The sequence below is a fragment of the Streptosporangium sp. LJ11 genome (assembly GCF_051918945.1).
Taxonomy (GTDB): Bacteria; Actinomycetota; Actinomycetes; order Streptosporangiales; family Streptosporangiaceae; genus Streptosporangium.
On record NZ_JBPXMB010000005.1, the window covers coordinates 289,693 to 304,303 of the forward strand.

The following is a 14,611-nucleotide window of genomic DNA, read 5'->3' on the forward strand; positions in this document are numbered from 1 at the left end:
GGCGAGGCCGCTGGTGACCCGGATCCTGCGGCCTCGCCCGGTATGAGGGGGTCGCTCAGCGCAGGACGCTGTAGAGCGCCGAGGTGAGCGACGCCTTGGTGTCGTCCTGGTCGATGGACCACATCATCGAGCCGCCGAGGTCCTTCAGACGGATGTAGGCCGCCTTCTGGAGCAGCGAGGCCGGGTCGTCGTAGGACCAGAACTCGTTGCCGTCGTAGAGCCACACGGACCCGGTCAGCAGGTCGCGGTAGCGCTTGCCCGGCTTGTTCACGAGGATCTTGTAGTCCTCGCTTCCCGCGGCGAAGGTGCCGGGAGCGGGGCCGGTGGCGGTGCCGTACAGGCCGTTCCTCCCGCCGGTGACGCCGGTCCAGCCCTGGCCGTACGCCGGTACGCCCACCACGATCTTCTTGGCGGGTGCGCCGCGCGTCAGGTAGTCGCGGACGGTCTGGTCCACGCTGTACTTCACCGGGTGGGGGTCGCGCCGGTCGTTGAACAGGTTGCCGTTGTGGCCGGTGACGGTCTCCCACGAGCCGTGCAGGTCATAGCCCTGAACGGTGGCGAAGGTGAGCTGCCTGAAGACGTCGCGGACCTCGAAGCCCGCGTCGATCTTCGCGGCGGCGGCGGGCAGGAAGGCGGTCAGCTCGGTGCGCCGGTCGAACTCGTTCATCTGGCGGCGGAGCTCGGTGACGAACAGGGTGAAGTTCCGCTTGTCCTCGGGACGGATGATGTTGCCGTCGGCCCCGGAGGAACCGGGCCACTCCCAGTCGAGGTCGATGCCGTCGAACACGCCCGCCCCGGTACCGGCGGCGGTGCCGGGCAGGTTGCCCTTGAGCCACAGGTCGATGCAGGAGGAGGCGAGCTTGGCACGGCCCTCGGGGGTCAGCACCGCGTCGGAGAAGTACTTCGAACCGGTCCAGCCGCCGAGGGAGATCAGCGCCTTGAGGCCGGGGTGCTTGGCCTTGAGCTTCTTCAGCTGGTTCAGGTTGCCGTTCAGCGCCTGGCCCTCGGTGTCGGCGACGCCGTCCACGCTCTGTTCGGCGGGCACCGGGCGCTGCCAGTCGGCCCACGGGTCGGGGGAGTAGCAGTCGCCCCCGGCGTTGACGAAGCCGAAGGCGTAGTTGATGTGGGTCAGCTTGGCGGCGGCGCCGCTGGTCTCCATGTCCTTGACGTGGTAGTTGCGACCGTAGACGCCCCACTGGATGAAGTAGGCGACCCGCTTGTAGCGGTCACCGTGCTCCCGGGGGGTCTGGGCCTGGGCCGCGGCCGGCACGGCCACGGCCGCGAGACCCGCGGCGAGGGCTGCCGCGAGCATTTTACGGAGGAGTCTCTGCACGGGCTTCTCCACTGCTTGAAATAAGTAACTTATAGGAAACTTTCCTTTAAGTTTTCCCGGATCGTAGACCTGCGGGATCTGGCCGTCAACGGCCAACGGCGTTTTGACCGGTGGACGGCGGGATGCTTCGGCTAACTTGGTAAGGCATGGAGCAGCAGGCGTTCTGCAACCGATGTGGCACCCCTGTGCGCGGGCTGTCGCGATGCCCCGGGTGCGGGGCGTCGACGGGGGGCCGGCCTCCGCTGGATCAGTCCTCGCCGGCCCGGTTTCCACCGGCTCAGCCCTCGCGGGACGTTCCCGCGGGCGGGGCCCGGGTCCCGCCGGAGGAGTGGCGGCAGGACCCCGCCGACTGGCAGCAGCATCTCCCCCCGGACCAGCGGCCCCGGCAACCCCCGGCGGGGGACCGGGCTCCGGCACCGCCGCCGGGCCGAGGCCGGGACCGGCCGCCCCGCGAGGATCGCAAGGTCTGGCCACTGGTCGCGACGGCCACGGTCCTCGCGATGTCGCTGGCCACCGCGGGGTCCTTCTGGCTCACCCCGCGAGGCGGCGAAACGTCCGTGGCGGGCGGCATCCGGACGGCGACGACCGGCGACCGGGCGGAGGCCGAGGCCGAGACACCCCCGGCGGGGCGCGCCCCCCAGGGGCCCCAGGACGCCGAGACCCAGGCCAGGGTCCTCGACGCCCTGCTCGCCGACAGCGGCGGCTCCAGATCGGGCCTCGGCTCGGCCCTCGACCAGCTGCGCTCCTGCGAGGGCACCGCCACCGGGCTCGCCACGCTCCAGCGGATCACCGCGGCCCGCCGCGAGCAGGTGATCCAGGTCGACGCGCTGGGCACCGGCGAGCTCGACGGCGGCGACGCGGTCAAGGCGCGCCTCACCAGGGCCCTGACCGCCTCGTTCAACGCCGACGAGGCGTTCCTCGCCTGGGCGACCCGCCAGGAGGCCGGGTGCAGCCGCGCCTGGAGCCGCGACGACGACTACCGGCGCGGTCTCGCCTTCTCCGGCGAGGCGACCACCGCCAAACGGGGCTTTCTGAAGCTGTGGAACCCCCTCGCCCGGCGGTACGGCCTGCCGGTGCGGGACGAGCACGAGATCTGACGCCCGGGAGTGCCGCTTCGGCGTCCCCGAGCACCGGATCCTCGGCGTACCGGGCATCGCGGAGGAGGCGGCAGACTTGGGGCGTGCCATCCACACTTCCCGACGGGGACCCCGCGCCCGCCTCGGGCGAGCTCCCGGAGAGCGCGCTCGCCGGGCTCGGCGAGCGCCCCTTCGGCTTCTACGTCCACGTCCCCTTCTGCGTGACCCGGTGTGGTTACTGCGACTTCAACACCTACACGGCGTCCGAGCTCGGTCCCGGCGCGTCGCAGAAGGACTACGCGGACACCGCCGTCGACGAGGTGCGACGGGCGCGGGCCAACCTCGGCGCCGCGCACCTCCCCGTCGAGACCGTGTTCTTCGGCGGGGGAACCCCCACCCTGCTCCCCGCCGGCGACCTTGTACGGATCCTGCGGGCGATCGAGGAGGAGTTCGGGCTCGCCCCCGGCGCCGAGGTGAGCACCGAGGCCAACCCCGAGTCGGTGGATCCCGCCTACCTGGCGGAGTTGCGCGCGGGCGGGTTCAACCGGATGAGCTTCGGGATGCAGAGCGCCCGCGAGCACGTGCTCCAGGTGCTGGACCGCCGCCACACCCCCGGCCGCCCCGCGCGGGCCGTACGGGAGGCGAGGGAGGCGGGGTTCGACCACGTCAACCTCGACCTGATCTACAGCACGCCCGGGGAGAGCGACGACGACTGGCGCGCGTCGCTGGCCGCGGCGATCGAGGCGGGCCCCGACCACGTCTCCGCGTACTCGCTGATCGTCGAGGACGGGACGAGGCTGGCCGCCAGGATCAGGCGCGGCGAGCTCCCGATGCCCGACGACGACGTGGCCGCCGACCGTTACCTGATCGCCGACGCCATGCTGGCCGAGGCGGGGTTCGAGTGGTACGAGGTGTCCAACTGGGCGACCTCGGAGGCCGGGCGCTGCCGGCACAACCTGCTGTACTGGACCGGCGGCGACTGGTGGGGCGTCGGCCCCGGGGCGCACAGCCACGTCGGCGGCACCCGCTGGTGGAACGTCAAGCACCCCGCCGCCTACGCCCAGCGCCTGGCCGCGGGCACCTCGCCCGCGCACGCGCGCGAGGTGCTGGGCCCTCAGGACCGGGCGGTGGAACGGCTGATGCTGGAGCTGCGGCTCGCCCGGGGCTTCCCGCTCCGGGAGCTGGAACGCCCCCCGGTGGTCGCCCGCGCGCTGGCCGACGGCCTGCTGGAGGTGGAGCCGTTCAAGGCGGGCCGCGCGGTGCTCACCCTGCGCGGCCGCCTGCTGGCCGACGCCCTGGTCCGCGACCTCACCTGAGGCTCCACCCCGGGCCCGGACAGGTCAGCTGACGAAGCGGATGTTCATCGGATAGCGGTACCTCTCTCCCCGGTTGGCCGCCACCGCGGCGACGATCGCCATGACGATCGACGCGACCCACAGGAAGAACATCAGCACGAAACCGATGAGCACGAACGCCAGGATCCAGGAGACGAAGTAGACGATCAGCACTGTGAGCTGGAAGTTGAGCGCCTCGGCGGCCTGGTCGCGCACGTAGGGCGACTCGTCCTTCTTCGCCAGATAGAGCACCAGCGGCCCGACGAAGGAGGTCAGCAGGCCCAGCAGGTGGGCGAGCATCGACATGGTGGCGTCGTCGCTGCCGGGCCGCGGTCCGTACGTGCCCGGCGGAGCCTGGTAGCCGTATCCCTGTGCCGCGCCGTACGCGCCGTACTGGGAGTATCCGGGCTGGTGGCCGCCCGTGGGGCCGCTCTGGTAACCGCCCGCGTCGTACGGTGAGGCGGGCGGCGGGTAGCCCCCGTACCTCGGGTCCGGCTGCCCGTATTCCTGACTCGGCTGCCCGTAGCCCTGGCCGGGTTGCCCGTACCCCTGACCGGGTTGCCCGTACCCCTGGTCAGGCACTCCGTAGCCCTGGCCGGGAGGCGGGGCACCCTGGCCCGGCCACGTGTGGCCGGGCGGGGGATCGCCGATGCGCCGCGTCCGGTCGTCGCCCGGCGGGTCCTCGGGGTTCTCGCTCATGTCCCCTCCTGATGGGTTGACGGCCCTGACGGGTCAGACGGGCTGGCCGTCCTCGCCGGGAACCGTCACGAAGTCGATCAGCTCCTCGACGGGGCCGAGGAGCTCGGGCTCTAGATCGGCATATGTCGTGACCGATCCGAGAATGTGGCGCCATGCGGCGCCGGGCTCCACGTTCCAGCCCAGCGCGGCGATGACGCCCTCCTTCCAGGGCACGCCGCGCGGCACCGAGGGCCAGGAGGGGATCTTGAGCACGTGCGGCCTGACCGCCTGCCAGACGTCCACGAACGGATGCCCGACGATCAGCACGTGCGGTGAGGAGACCTGCGCGGCGATCCGGCTCTCCTTGGAACCGGGGACCAGGTGGTCGACGAGCACGCCCAGCCGCCGCCCCGGCCCCGGGCCGAACTCCTCGACGATCGAGGGCAGGTGGTCGACCCCCTCCAGGTACTCCACGACCACGCCCTCGACCCGCAGGTCGTGCCCCCAGACCTTCTCCACGAGCGCGGCGTCGTGCACGCCCTCCACGTAGATCCGGCTCTCCTTGGCGACCTGGGCCCGCAGGCCCTCCACCGCGATGGAACCCGACGCGCTCCGCCGGGGACCGCGCGGTGCCGCGGCGGGCCGTACGAGCGTCACCACCTTGCCCTCCAGAAGGAACGCGGCCGGCTCCAGCGGGAACACCCGCCGGCGCCCGAAGCGGTCCTCCAGGGTGACGGCCTCCTTGTCGCAGGCCACCACGGCGCCGCAGAAGCCGCCGTCGGCGTCCTCGACGACCAGGTCGAGCTCCGCGGGCACCTGGGGGATCGTCCCCCTGCGCGGGCGCCGCCAGTCTCCCGCCAGAACGTCACGCTCGTACATCACCGACCGCCCACCCTCTCTCGCCGGGGATCAGGTGGGACGCTAGCAAACACCACCGTCACCTGCCGTAGGGTCCCGGCTGTCCCCACTGCCCCACCGGCACCGCGGCGGCCCGGCGCTTGCGGGCGTTGCCGCGCTTCACCAGTACGACGATCGTCACGACGATGGCGAGCAGGATCCCGACGCCGGGGATCACGAACAGGGCGACCACCCCGCCCACCAGCGATTCGGCGGCGAGCTCCTTGCCCACGCCGAACCTGGTGCCCTCGGCGGGATCGGCGGAGCACTGGACCTGGTAGTCACCCGCCTGGTCCACGCCGACCCGCAGGCCCATCTCCCAGGTGACCCCGTCGGACCCCGCGACGGTCTGCTGGAGGTCCGGCTTCTGCAGCCTGGGGGTGCCCGTGCCGCCCTTCAGCGTGCACTCGAACCGGGTGGGCCCGCCCGTGGCGACGTAGATCGCAGGCTTGTCCGCCGGGTCGATCGTGACCGTCTTGGCCTCGCCGGGAGCGAAGGTCTGCGTCGGGGCCGCGTCGGTGACCGCGCCGACGAGGCCGCCGGCGAAGCCGCCGATGCCGACGATGACGCTGACCAGGGCGAGCAGCCAGACCCCGACGATCCACCCGATGCCGGGCTTGATCTTCCCGGCGGGGGGCGGCGGTCCCTGCGGGGCGCCGTAACCGGGAGGCGCGTAACCGTACGAGGGAGGCTGCTGGCCGTACTGCTGCTGGCCATACGGCTGCTGGGGGCCGCCGTGACCGGGGCCGCGGGAGGCGTCACCCGGATAAGAACCGAAATCGTTGGACATGACCGAATTCTGATGGGTGCCGCTTGGATCGCGATAGCAGTTGACTTGACAACGGCTTGCCGTCATCATCCGCAGCTCTTGCTTATCGCGCCTTCCGCACCGGGGCCGTACACTTGGCACTCGGGAACACAGAGTGCCAAACCTCGTGTTTCCCTCTGAACGCAGGCAGGGAGGTGACCACGTTGGTCGACGACCGCAAGCTCGCCGTGCTCCGCGCCATCGTCGAGGACTACGTGTCCACCAACGAGCCGGTGGGTTCGAAAGCCCTCGCGGACCGGCACAACCTGGGGGTGTCCCCGGCGACGATCCGCAACGACATGGCGGTGCTGGAGGAGCAGGGCTACATCGCCCAGCCCCACACCAGCGCCGGCCGGGTGCCCACCGACAAGGGCTACCGGCTCTTCGTCGACCGCCTCTCGCAGGTGAAACCCCTGTCGAGCGCGGAACGCAAGGCCATCGAGAGCTTCCTCGCGGGCGCGGTGGACATCGACGACGTCGTCATGAGGACGGTGCGGCTGCTGGCCCAGCTCACCCGGCAGGTCGCCGTGGTGCAGTACCCGACGCTGACCCACTCGACGGTCAGGCACGTCGAGCTGGTGCCGCTGAGCGAGCGCCGGCTGATGTTCGTGCTCATCACCAACACCGGCAGGGTCGAGCAGCGCGTGATCGAGCTGCCCCACGTCGTCGACGAGCAGCGCGTGGCCCATCTGCGCGCGATGCTCAACGCCTCCCTCGACGGGTGCGGGCTCACCAGCGTCCCCGACAAGGTCGCCGACCTGCCGGAGCGGCTGCCCGCGGAAGACCGGCCGCTCGCTGCCACTATCCTGTCAGTGCTGCTGGAGTCCCTGGTGGACCGGCACGATGAGAAGATCGTTTTTGCCGGAGCCGCCAACCTCGCGGGAGCCGACTTCACCGTCGGGCTCCGCGACGTGCTGGAGGCTCTGGAAGAGCAGGTCGTGCTCATGCGACTGCTCGGTGAGACCTCCGACCTTTCGGCGCTGACCGTGCGGATCGGCTCGGAGAACCCCTACACCGGACTCCAGGGCACGTCCATCGTCGCCGCCGGATACGGTTCTGGGGACAAGCAACTGGCCCGGCTCGGTGTGCTGGGCCCGACGCGAATGGACTACCCGGTCACGATGGGCGCGGTGCGCGCGGTGGCACGCTACGTCAGCCAGATCCTGGCTGCATCATAAGAGGTCAACGAAAAGTGGCTAAGAGCGACTACTACGGCACCCTCGGGGTGCGCCGCGACGCCAGTGCGGAAGAGATCAAGAAGGCGTACCGACGCCTGGCGCGCGAGCTGCATCCCGACGTCAACCCCGACCCCGAGACCCAGGAACGCTTCAAGGAGATCACGCAGGCCTACGAGGTCCTGTCCGACTCCAGCAAGCGGCAGATGTACGACATGGGCGGCGACCCGTTCGCCTCGGGCGGCGGCGCGGGGGCCGGGGGCTTCGGCGCAGGCTTCCCGTTCAGCGACATCATGGACGCCTTCTTCGGCGCGGCCGGTGGCGGCGGCCGGGGTCCCCGCTCCCGTGCCCGACGCGGGCGCAACGCCACCATCCGGGTCGAGCTCGACCTGCGCGAGTCGGGCTTCGGCACGACCCGCGAGCTGGTCGTCGACACCGCCGTGGTCTGCGAGGTCTGCACGGGCTCCGGCGCGGCCGCCGGCACCCACCCCGACACCTGTGACATGTGTCACGGCCGGGGTGAGGTCTCCCAGGTCACCCGGTCCTTCCTCGGCCAGGTCATGACCTCCCGCCCCTGCCCCCAGTGCGGCGGCTTCGGGTCGATCATCCGCAACCCCTGCCAGGAGTGCTCCGGCGACGGCCGGGTCCGCACCCGGCGGACCATCAAGGTCCGCATCCCGGCCGGGGTCGAGGACGGCACCCACATCCAGCTCGCCGGCGAGGGCGAGATCGGCCCGGGGGGAGGCCCGCCCGGCGACCTGTTCCTGGAGATCGTCGAGCGTCCCCACGAGATCTTCGAGAGGCGCGGCGACGACCTGCACTGCACCGTGCAGATCCCGATGACCGCGGCCGCGCTCGGCACCATCCTGACCATGGAGACGCTCGACGGCGCCGAGGACCTCGACATCCGTCCCGGCACGCAGTCGGGGCAGACGATCCCGCTCTACGGGCGGGGCGTGCAGCGCCTGAACGAGACGGGCCGCGGCGACCTGCTGATCCACGTGAACGTGGAGACCCCCTCCCGCCTCGACGCCGAGCAGGAGGAGCTGCTGAAGGAGCTCGCCAGGCTCCGCGGCGAGGAGCGCCCGCCGGGCAAGTTCGCCCCCGGGCAGCAGAGCTTCTTCTCCCGCCTGCGGGACGCCTTCAATGGCCGCTGACCCGGCCCGAGCCCGGTCACCTCGCGGCCTGGCCCGACCGCGGCCGGGGCGTCCCGCCCAGGCCGTCCCGGGGGTGTGTCACCCGGGCCGGGCCGGCTCCGACGGCCCATGACCGTCCCGGTCTTCCTGGCCGACCCCGCCGACCTGGCCAGGCCGGCGTTCGTCTTCGGCGGTCCCGAGGGGCGCCACGCGGCGGCCGTACGGCGGCTGCGGGCGGGGGAGCGGCTCGACCTGACCGACGGGGCGGGTTCCGTCGCCGAGTGCGTGGTGACCGAGGCGGGCAGGGACTCGCTCCGGGTCGAGGTGCTGCGCCGCCACGACGTGCCCGTGCCGTCACCGCGCCTGGTCGTGGTCCAGGGCCTGCCCAAGGGCGACCGGGGCGAGCTGGCCGTGGAGATGATGACCGAGGCGGGGGTCGACGTGATCGTCCCCTGGGCCGCGGCCAGGTGCGTCACCCAGTGGAAGGGCGAGCGGGCGGCCAAGGCGCTGGCCCGCTGGCGGTCCACGGCACGCGAGGCGGGCAAGCAGTCGCGCCGTTTCCACCTGCCGGAGGTGACGGAGCTCGCGTCCACCGCGAAGGTCGCCGGCCTGCTGTCGGCGGCGGCGCTGGGCGTGGTGCTGCACGAGGAGGCCGCCGCCCCGCTGTCCGGCCTGCCCCTTCCCGCCGGTGGTGACATCGTCGTGGTGGTCGGCCCCGAGGGCGGGGTCTCGGGCGAGGAGATCGCCGCGTTCCTTGAGGCCAAGGCGGTGCCGGCGCTGCTCGGGCCGACGGTGCTGCGTACCTCGACCGCCGGGGTCGTCGCGGCGGCGGTGCTCCAGACGCGCAGCGGCCGCTGGTGACATCCCGCCGGTGCGCGGCGGGTCACCCCTCGGCGGTCGCCGGTCCCGGCGAATCCGTGTCGTGAGGCCCCGGGAAGCGTGAGGCCACCGGGGAGTGTCCGTGAGGCCCCCGGAGACCCGCCCCCGCGAGTGGGTGACGAGGAGAGGACCGGTCAGGGCTCGCCGTGACCGGTCACCGCGCTAACTCTGGGTGGGGACGGGAGCCGGGGTGCTCGCCTCCGTCGGCATGGGGGGCGAGGCGTCGCCCGACGGCGCGCACTCGTCGGGCGAGCACGGGCTCTCCGAGGGAGCCGGCCTCGTCTTCGTCGGCGTCGGTGTCGCCTCGATCTCCTCGCACCTCCTGAAGACCCCGCTGGGCTCGACGGTGGGGCTGTCGAGGGGGATGGGGCAGGTGGGGGTCGGCGTCGGCGTCGGCCGGGGAGCCGTCGTCGCCGGGTCGGGCCTGGAGGTCGGCCGCGTGCTGGGCGCCGCGCTCCTGGACGGTGCGGGCCTCGGCGAGAGCATGGTGGCGCCGGGATCCGACCTGCTGGCGGCCGGAAGCGGGGCGTGGACGGACGGCGGCTGCGAGGAGGGCGCCGGGGGACGCGAGGTGGCGGACCCGTCGACGGGAGGGGTCGACGCGGTGAAGTTGACCCATTCGGTTCTCACCTGGCGGCCCACCTCTTCGCGGAACTGGGGAACCACCATGACGACGGCCGCCGCGACGAGGATCGCGCTGGCGACGGAGGCTCCGGCGCGCCACCACACCAGCCGGCGGATCCCGCGCCGCTCGATGCGGCCGCGGATCACCTCCAGCCCGTCCGGGGAGGGAACGACCGAGTTCGCCTCCGCGCTGAGCGCGCGGCGAAGCAGCTCGCCGTACTCATCCGGGGAGTCGGTCATGACAGTTGCTCCAGTGAGGTTCGTAGGGCGGCCATGCCGCGAGCCGTATGGCTCTTGACCGCGCCTTTGCTGATGCCCATCGCATGGGCGATCTGCGCCTCGGACAGGTCTCCGTAGTAGCGCAGCACCAGGGCCTCCCGCTGGCGTGCGGGCAGCCCGCGGAGCGCCTCGATGACGGCGGAACGCTCGAACTCGCCGATCGCCCCGTTCTCGGCGCTCGGCGCGTCGGGCATGCCCTTGGGCGCGTACTTCTCGACGACCGCCCGATGCCGAAGCACCGAACGTGATCGGTTGACGACCGACTGTCGCAGGTAGGCCAGTGCCTTGTCGGTGTCGCGCAGTCGGCGCCAGGCGCCATGGATGGCGACGAACGCGTCCTGCACGACCTCCTCCGCGGTTGCCATGTCGCGGACGAGTAAGACGGCGAGACGGACAAGAGACCGATAGTGCGCGCTGTAGAGCGCGGTAACGGCCATGTCGGCATCCCATCCGACGGGCACCGCCCCGAGCGACCTGTCGGCCACGAGGGTCTCGGTGGTCACATCAGTGGGACGCTTGGCCTTCCCAGAGGGTTTACGCTCTTCCGGTTCATTAGGGGGCATGACCCAGTCGTGTCCTCGCCAGGCGGCCATATATTGCTGCGCGCAAAGGGCTGTCGTGGTTGAAGTTTTGCACACCCACCATATCTGGGCGGATCTTTGTTTGCGGACGGGAACCATCACCGATTCGCAACGTCCTCGACGGTATGGTGCCTGTCATGGTGAGCGAAGCCGACTGCCTGTTCTGCAGGATCGTGGCCAAGGAGATTCCCGCGGAGATCGTCTACGAGACCGATCGCACGCTGGCCTTCCGCGACGTCGATCCCCAGGCGCCGACCCACGTGCTGGTGATCCCCAAGGGCCACTACCGGGACGCGGCCGCCCTGGCCGCCGCCGACCACGGCCTGGCCGACGAGGTGATCAAGGCCGCGCACGAGGTCGCCCTGCGCGAGGGGGTCGCAGAGTCGGGCTACCGGCTGGTGTTCAACACCGGGCCCGGGGCCGGCCAGACCGTCTTCCACGTGCACGGACACGTGCTCGGCGGGCGCGGCCTGCGGTGGCCGCCCGGCTGAAAACCGGTAGGCGCGATCCTGGCGATCGCGGCTAGCATGGCGGTGAAGTTCCGCGCCTATATCTGGAGGCGAACAGGCCGTCAGGCCCGCTCATGTCCGAGACAAACGATTCCAGCAGAACGCCGCCGCGGTCCCGGGGTGCCAGCCGGACCCAGGCGAAGGTGGTTATTCCGGACGATCAGTCGATGGTCAGCCTGCTGGGCTCGCGCGACGAGCTGTTGCGCGTCATCGAGGGCGCCTTCCGCGCCGACATCCACGTCCGGGGCAACGAGATCACCGTCACCGGCAGCCCCGAGGAGAGCAGCACCGTGGTGCGGCTCTTCGAGGAGATGTCCGAACTCGTCCGCGGGGGCGCGCAGCTCACGGCCGACGCGGTCGAGCGCAGCATCGCCATGCTGCGGATGACCTCCGACCGGCCCGCCGAGGTCCTCTCCCTGGACATCATCTCCTCGCGGGGCCGGACCATCCGCCCGAAGACCGTGAACCAGAAGCGTTACGTCGACGCGATCGACAAGTTCACCGTCGTCTTCGGCATCGGACCGGCCGGCACGGGCAAGACCTATCTCGCCATGGCGAAGGCGGTGAAGGCCCTCCAGGAGAAGAAGGTCAACAGGATCATCCTCACCCGCCCCGCGGTCGAGGCGGGCGAGCGGCTGGGATTCCTGCCCGGCACGCTCTACGAGAAGATCGACCCCTACCTGCGTCCGCTCTACGACGCGCTGCACGACATGCTCGACCCCGACTCGATCCCCAGGCTGATGGCCGCGGGCACGATCGAGGTCGCCCCCCTGGCCTACATGCGCGGCCGTACGCTCAACGACGCCTACATCATCCTGGACGAGGCGCAGAACACCTCGCCGGAGCAGATGAAGATGTTCCTGACGCGGCTGGGCTTCAACTCGAAGATCGTCGTCACCGGTGACGTCACCCAGGTCGACCTGCCGAACGGCACCCAGAGCGGCCTCAGGGTCGTCCAGGACATCCTCGACGGCATCTCCGACATCCACTTCAGTCGCCTGACCAGTGCCGACGTGGTGCGGCATAAGCTGGTGGGAGACATCGTGGACGCATACGGGCGCTACGACGAGACGCAGCGCCAGAGCAGCGCGGTGGAGCAGATCAAGGGCGTGGTCAAGCAGCGCCCCCGGGGGAGATCATGAGAGTGGACGGGCCGGCGGCCGGTCGAGAAGCGGTGGGCGAGCGATGAGCACGGAGCGGCTCCGGCGCGGGAAGCGGATCGGGTCGCGTGGCACGAACCGGTCGCGCGGCGGGCGGGGAGCGGGGAACGGCCGATGAGCGTCGAGGTCAACAACGAGTCCGGCGTCGAGATCGACGAGGGGCTCATCGTCTCCCTGGCGGGGCACGTGCTGGAGCGGATGGGCATCAACCCGCTCGCCGAGCTGTCGATCCTGGTCGTCGACGAAGAGGCCATGTCGGTGCTGCACGAGCAGTGGATGGGTGAGCCGGGCCCCACGGACGTGCTCGCCTTCCCGATGGACGAGCTGCGTCCCGGTCCCGGCGCGGGTGCCAGGCAGGAGGGCGACGCGCCCACCGACCCGGCGCTCCTCGGCGACGTGGTGCTCTGCCCGCAGGTGGCCGCCAAGCAGGGGGCCGAGGCCGGGCACGGCACCGAGGCCGAGCTGGAGCTGCTGTGCACGCACGGCATCCTCCACCTGCTCGGCTACGACCACGCCGAGCCCGAGGAGCACAAGGAGATGTTCGGCCTGCAGGGCGAGCTTCTGGAATCGTGGCGGGAGGTGCGCCCCCAGCGGTGAACTTCGCCAACGGGTGGTTGTTCTCGGCCGTCGTCCTCGTCGTGGTCGGCGGGTTGATCGCCAGCGCGGAGACGGCCCTGACCCGCATCTCAAGGGTTCGCGCGGAGGAGTTCGTCCGCGACGGCCGCCGGGGCGCGGAGCGCCTGCAGGCCATCGTCGCCGACCCGCCGCGTTACCTGAACCTGCTGCTCCTGCTCCGGTTGAGCTGCGAGCTGGTCGCCACGGTGATCGCCACGCTGCTGTTCATCGACTGGCTCGGTGACCAGGGCTGGGCCTACACCGCCGCGGCGGCCGTCATGATCGTCGTCAGCTACGTGATCGTCGGGGTCTCTCCGCGCACGCTGGGCCGCCAGCACGCGGAGCCGATCGCGCTCGCCAGCGCGCCCCTGGTCTACGGCCTGACCCGGATCTTCGGGCCCCTGCCCAAGCTGCTCATCCTGCTCGGCAACGCGGTGACGCCCGGCAAGGGCTTCCGCGAGGGGCCCTTCACCTCCGAGGCCGAGCTGCGCGACCTGGTCGACCTGGCCGAGGAGCGCAGGGTCATCGAGCCCGACGAGCGGGAGATGATCCACTCGGTCTTCGAGCTCGGCGACACCCTGGTCCGCGAGGTCATGGTGCCCCGCACCGACATGGTGTTCATCGAGCGCGGCAAGACGCTGAACCAGGCCCTGTCGCTCGCCCTGCGCAGCGGTTTCTCGCGGATCCCCGTGGTCGGCGAGAACGAGGACGACGTCATCGGCATCGCCTATCTCAAGGACATCGCGCGCCGGGTGCAGGACACCGGCGACGAGGGACGCGCCGAGCCGGTGGAGTCCCTCATGCGCCCGGCCACCTACGTGCCGGAGAGCAAGCCGATCGACCAGCTGCTCCGCGAGATGCAGGCCCGCCAGATCCACCAGGCCATCGTCATCGACGAGTACGGCGGCACGGCCGGCCTGGTCACCATCGAGGACATCCTGGAGGAGATCGTCGGTGAGATCGCCGACGAGTACGACCAGGAGGCGCCCAGGGTGGAGCCGCTGGAGGGCGGCGCGGTCCGGGTGACCGCCAGGCTCCCGGTCGGCGACCTGGAGGACCTGTTCGGCATCGAGCTGGAGGTCGACGACGTCGAGACCGTCGGCGGGCTGCTGGCGCACGCGCTGGGCCGGGTGCCGATCGCCGGTTCCCAGGCGGTGGTCGAGGGGCTCAGCCTGACGGCCGAGAGCCTCGCCGGTCGCCGCAACCGGATCGGTACGGTCCTCGTCACCAGGGCCGTTCCCGCCGAGCCCGACTCGGTCTCGGCCTCCGCCGACCAGTGAGGGCTCCCGGGCCGCCGCGGTGGCCCGGGGAGCGCCCGGGACGGGCGGATCCGGGTCGGCCGACCCGGTGGGTGGATCCGGTGGGCCGATCCGTTCCCAAGCCGTCCGCAAGCCTCCTGCAAGCGGGGCGCGCGATGCTTCTCTCACGGCACCCGGTCGCGCGGGGGCCGGTGGAGAAGGTCCCGGCGCCCGGAGGGGTTCGCGGTGCGGGGGATCGGCTTCAGGGGGAGACAGAGTCACGCAGGGC

Annotated in this window: 15 protein-coding genes; 9 read left to right on the forward strand and 6 right to left on the reverse strand. The window is 71.4% G+C overall.

What is annotated here, in order from left to right; translation table 11 throughout:
- Window positions 1–55: 55 nt before the first annotated feature.
- Window positions 56–1,333, reverse strand: a complete 1,278-nt coding sequence (locus tag ACTOQ3_RS10300) for a glycoside hydrolase family 18 protein (RefSeq protein WP_440083115.1) — start codon at window positions 1,331–1,333, stop codon at window positions 56–58.
- Between the two features lie 500 nt (window positions 1,334–1,833).
- On the opposite strand from ACTOQ3_RS10300, the gene ACTOQ3_RS10305 reads away from it, so the two are divergent.
- A complete protein-coding gene (locus ACTOQ3_RS10305) occupies window positions 1,834–2,430 on the forward strand; it encodes a hypothetical protein (RefSeq protein ID WP_440083116.1) in 597 nt (198 codons plus the stop codon).
- A gap of 83 nt (window positions 2,431–2,513) precedes the next feature.
- Window positions 2,514–3,725, forward strand: coding sequence for a radical SAM family heme chaperone HemW (gene hemW / locus ACTOQ3_RS10310; protein ID WP_440083117.1), 1,212 nt, complete (start codon window positions 2,514–2,516; stop codon window positions 3,723–3,725).
- 24 nt (window positions 3,726–3,749) lie between these two features.
- Here hemW and ACTOQ3_RS10315 read toward each other — a convergent pair whose 3' ends face one another.
- From ACTOQ3_RS10315 to ACTOQ3_RS10325, 3 genes are read right to left on the reverse strand one after another with little or no spacing between them, the layout of a single operon-like run.
- Window positions 3,750–4,442 carry a DUF4870 domain-containing protein gene (locus ACTOQ3_RS10315; protein WP_440083118.1) on the reverse strand — a complete coding sequence of 231 codons (693 nt, stop codon included), beginning with the start codon at window positions 4,440–4,442 and terminating at the stop codon, window positions 3,750–3,752.
- 33 nt (window positions 4,443–4,475) lie between these two features.
- Window positions 4,476–5,300, reverse strand: a complete 825-nt coding sequence (locus tag ACTOQ3_RS10320; RefSeq protein WP_440083119.1) for a DUF3097 domain-containing protein — start codon at window positions 5,298–5,300, stop codon at window positions 4,476–4,478.
- A gap of 58 nt (window positions 5,301–5,358) precedes the next feature.
- The gene (locus tag ACTOQ3_RS10325; RefSeq protein ID WP_440083120.1) at window positions 5,359–6,108 is read right to left on the reverse strand and encodes a hypothetical protein; all 750 of its coding nucleotides are present in this window, start codon (window positions 6,106–6,108) and stop codon (window positions 5,359–5,361) included.
- 182 nt (window positions 6,109–6,290) lie between these two features.
- Between ACTOQ3_RS10325 and hrcA the strand changes: the two genes are divergently transcribed.
- The 3 genes from hrcA to ACTOQ3_RS10340 all read left to right on the forward strand — a co-directional run bounded on the left by hrcA (window position 6,291) and on the right by ACTOQ3_RS10340 (window position 9,298).
- Window positions 6,291–7,304, forward strand: a complete 1,014-nt coding sequence (hrcA, locus tag ACTOQ3_RS10330) for a heat-inducible transcriptional repressor HrcA (RefSeq protein WP_440083180.1) — start codon at window positions 6,291–6,293, stop codon at window positions 7,302–7,304.
- Window positions 7,305–7,318: 14 nt separating this feature from the next.
- Window positions 7,319–8,458, forward strand: a complete 1,140-nt coding sequence (gene dnaJ / locus ACTOQ3_RS10335; RefSeq protein ID WP_440083121.1) for a molecular chaperone DnaJ — start codon at window positions 7,319–7,321, stop codon at window positions 8,456–8,458.
- Window positions 8,459–8,566: 108 nt separating this feature from the next.
- Window positions 8,567–9,298 carry a 16S rRNA (uracil(1498)-N(3))-methyltransferase gene (locus ACTOQ3_RS10340; protein WP_440083122.1) on the forward strand — a complete coding sequence of 244 codons (732 nt, stop codon included), beginning with the start codon at window positions 8,567–8,569 and terminating at the stop codon, window positions 9,296–9,298.
- A 180-nt stretch (window positions 9,299–9,478) separates the two neighbouring features.
- Here the strand turns inward: ACTOQ3_RS10340 and ACTOQ3_RS10345 are convergent, their stop codons facing one another.
- Together ACTOQ3_RS10345 and ACTOQ3_RS10350 are read right to left on the reverse strand one after the other, a co-directional pair.
- Window positions 9,479–10,180 (reverse strand): hypothetical protein, encoded by a 702-nt coding sequence (locus ACTOQ3_RS10345; protein WP_440083123.1) that lies wholly within the window; start codon window positions 10,178–10,180, stop codon window positions 9,479–9,481.
- Window positions 10,177–10,656, reverse strand: coding sequence for a SigE family RNA polymerase sigma factor (locus ACTOQ3_RS10350; protein ID WP_043655278.1), 480 nt, complete (start codon window positions 10,654–10,656; stop codon window positions 10,177–10,179). The genes ACTOQ3_RS10345 and ACTOQ3_RS10350 overlap by 4 nt, the downstream gene beginning before the upstream one ends.
- A gap of 284 nt (window positions 10,657–10,940) precedes the next feature.
- On the opposite strand from ACTOQ3_RS10350, the gene ACTOQ3_RS10355 reads away from it, so the two are divergent.
- From ACTOQ3_RS10355 to ACTOQ3_RS10370, 4 genes are all read left to right on the forward strand, one after another.
- Window positions 10,941–11,291, forward strand: coding sequence for a histidine triad nucleotide-binding protein (locus ACTOQ3_RS10355; RefSeq protein WP_440083181.1), 351 nt, complete (start codon window positions 10,941–10,943; stop codon window positions 11,289–11,291).
- Window positions 11,292–11,383: 92 nt separating this feature from the next.
- Window positions 11,384–12,451, forward strand: coding sequence for a PhoH family protein (locus tag ACTOQ3_RS10360; protein ID WP_440083124.1), 1,068 nt, complete (start codon window positions 11,384–11,386; stop codon window positions 12,449–12,451).
- Window positions 12,452–12,583: 132 nt separating this feature from the next.
- Entirely contained in the window at window positions 12,584–13,066 is a 483-nt protein-coding gene (ybeY, locus tag ACTOQ3_RS10365; RefSeq protein WP_344742683.1) for an rRNA maturation RNase YbeY, read from the forward strand.
- Window positions 13,063–14,364: a hemolysin family protein gene (locus ACTOQ3_RS10370; protein ID WP_440083125.1), complete on the forward strand. Its 1,302-nt coding sequence runs from the start codon at window positions 13,063–13,065 to the stop codon at window positions 14,362–14,364. Before ybeY ends, ACTOQ3_RS10370 begins: the two co-directional genes overlap by 4 nt.
- Window positions 14,365–14,611: the final 247 nt, after the last annotated feature.